The organism is Pseudomonadota bacterium, from assembly GCA_026388215.1.
In the GTDB taxonomy this organism is placed as follows: Bacteria; Desulfobacterota; Syntrophorhabdia; order Syntrophorhabdales; family Syntrophorhabdaceae; genus JAPLKF01.
Genome location: JAPLKF010000186.1, coordinates 1 through 2,505 on the forward strand (window position 1 = coordinate 1; position 2,505 = coordinate 2,505).

Here is a 2,505-nt window from a genome sequence, read left to right on the forward strand (position 1 = left end):
CTGTCCTTTCCGTATTCGAGGGCGCCTTTTAAAAATGTCTCAAGGTCATAGGATGTGTCCAAAGTCAAGGGCAGAAGTGAAATCTTTGCATAATTTTCGAGTGTTTCAATTCTTTTCAGGAATTCTGTATAGGGATGTATATTGGGGTTATAGAAATACCCCGTAACCTCAGCGCCTTCTTTTCTCAGTTCCCTTAATGTATATATACTGCACGGCGCACAGCATATATGCAAAAGGACTTTCATACCCTTCATATCTTGTTGTTTTTCAGTATTTTTTGCCATCTTTCACAATTTTAGCATCTTCATAATCTTTTTTCCATTGTTACATACTTCGCGAGAAGACCCTATTGAATAGGGCTAAACAGTTTCTTCCTGAAAGATAGCATTTGTCATTACTTCTGAATATACAACATTTCAATCCGTATTCAATTCCCCAACATAATGGGTTGATATCTCCCGGTCGTGAATCTTCTTCTCTCGTTTTGGAATGTAAAAACCGTTTTTTTTTGCCCTCGATATGATGGTCGTCAGAGAAACCTCTTGAGCATACTTCTTCCGGATCTGGTCCCGAATATAACTGTAATTGTAAGACCAAACCGGCATGGTCTTATCATCAATCAATTGCTTCTCTGACGCCAATTCTCTGATAATATTATCCTCAACTTCCTTGCAGATCTTCCTGCTCACACCCTCCCGCTTATAACCCACAGTAAACTCACCAAGACTCTGACGATACCGCTTGACCCATTCGAAAAATTGCCGCCGCTTCAATCCCAGTAAATCCATGGCCTGCTCGATCAAAATCTCTTTACTCAGGTATCTATCCAAAATCATGCTCACCTGCTCATCCATAAACCGCTTGTGCATCTGCTCCTTCATCGCTCCCCTCCATGCTTGAATGTGATTTTTCAAACATCTTAACACAGAGTGCGGTTTTAAATTTCAAATTAGTGCGGTTTTGATTCTTAACTGACAAAAGCCCGTGAGGGCTAACCTATGCCGATTTACGCATTAACCAAATCTCATGGACTTTCTTTCCACCGTTTTCCTGGATAAAGGAAGACATCTTTTCTTTTTCCCTGAGGATGTTTCCAATCTGACATCTTTTGAATTTAAATTTGTTCTTCATCAGTTTTAAGGCTTCATTTATCAATGCTTTTTCAATTAAGTCTTTATCATTCTTCGCTTTCTTGGTAACGATAATTTTAAAAATCTTTCCTTCTTCAATCTTATCAAGCAGTTCATCTACCAGACCCTCTCTGACAAAGATAACCTTCCTGCCTCCTTCTATAAATAAGGGATATAAATTTGGCCACCAGTGAATAAATCCCACAACCTCTCCATCTTTCTCAGCAAATAGAACATAATCATCCCTATTTAATATATGTGCGATTTCTGAATACCAGACACGAGGCCATCCAAAAACATTAGGATACCAGAAGCCGTAATTGCCAAAATAATAAGGACAATCATCGCTAAGAGACCATAGTTTATAATACAATTTCTTATCTCCTTCATCACTGGATATATGTTTTCTGATATGTATCCGTTGATGATTGTCTTCATTACCTTCGTTGAATTCATCCAGATTTAATTCAAAGCAAAGAATTACTTTACTACAGGTAAATCCACGGTTTTCGAAGATCTGTATCCAATCCGGGGTATTATATGTATTTACAGCGCAACTGGTGGAGGGGAAGAATATCTTTGAATCAATTTCTCTGTAAAGTTCTGCTTCAATAACATTAACTCCAGCCCTTTTTCCGATTTCATAGATTTCCTGCATCAAGATATTAACTGCTTCTTTTTTAATTTCCTTATCGCATTGAAGTATAAGAGGTCTTGTGATCCGAAGCACTCTTTCCGTTCTCCACCCTCGTTTAAGGATGTAGGGGAAACAATAAAAGCCTGCGATAGGGATTTTACTCCCTTGGTGGCATAAGGAAAAGCCTTGAATACTGGATGGGAATATAAATTCCGATGGAAGATAATTAGGATCGGCTGCGTAAGTCTGATCAAAAAGCTTTTGGCACTCTTGATCAAGAACATAAAGTTGAAATGGATTTGGTTTATACAAATTCTAATTCTCCTAAAATCCGACTTGCACCGTTCAGGTAAAGGGCTTTCATTTCCCGAAACTCTTTGATTTCATTTTCAAAGATCCAATTGTCAGGAATGAGGGATCCATATTTTTTGATGAGATTTGCATAAGCCTCACGCGGGGCTGCAGAAAACACGTCAAACTGTCTAAGCTCCTTCCACCTATCAATCCTGATGAGCTTATCCTTATAGAGATCGACGGCCTCAGTGTCGGGGTAGGGTGTCATGATCCAGAGTTGTGTCTTCGCTCCAAGCCTCTTAAGTTCACACATCAAATCGAAGGTTGACTCTACCTCTTCCCTGGTCTCCGTGGGAATGCCAATCATTGCAGAAACGGTGGGTTTTAAACCGAGGCAAATTTCATCTGTAATTAGATGCTTAATATAGTCAATGTTCATCCATG

Annotated in this window: 4 protein-coding genes; all 4 read right to left on the minus strand. The window is 39.1% G+C overall.

Going from position 1 to position 2,505, the window contains the following annotated elements; translation table 11 throughout:
- Positions 1–284, minus strand: a 284-nt coding sequence (locus NTU69_10095) for an epoxyqueuosine reductase QueH (protein MCX5803861.1), incomplete at its 3' end; no start/stop codon positions are given.
- Between the two features lie 132 nt (positions 285–416).
- The gene (locus NTU69_10100; GenBank protein ID MCX5803862.1) at positions 417–881 is read right to left on the minus strand and encodes a hypothetical protein; all 465 of its coding nucleotides are present in this window, start codon (positions 879–881) and stop codon (positions 417–419) included.
- Between the two features lie 115 nt (positions 882–996).
- On the minus strand, positions 997–2,079 hold the full coding sequence (locus NTU69_10105) for a hypothetical protein (GenBank protein MCX5803863.1): 1,083 nt from the start codon (positions 2,077–2,079) through the stop codon (positions 997–999).
- On the minus strand, positions 2,072–2,505 hold a 434-nt coding region (locus NTU69_10110; protein ID MCX5803864.1), incomplete at its 5' end, for a hypothetical protein. The genes NTU69_10110 and NTU69_10105, both read right to left, overlap by 8 nt.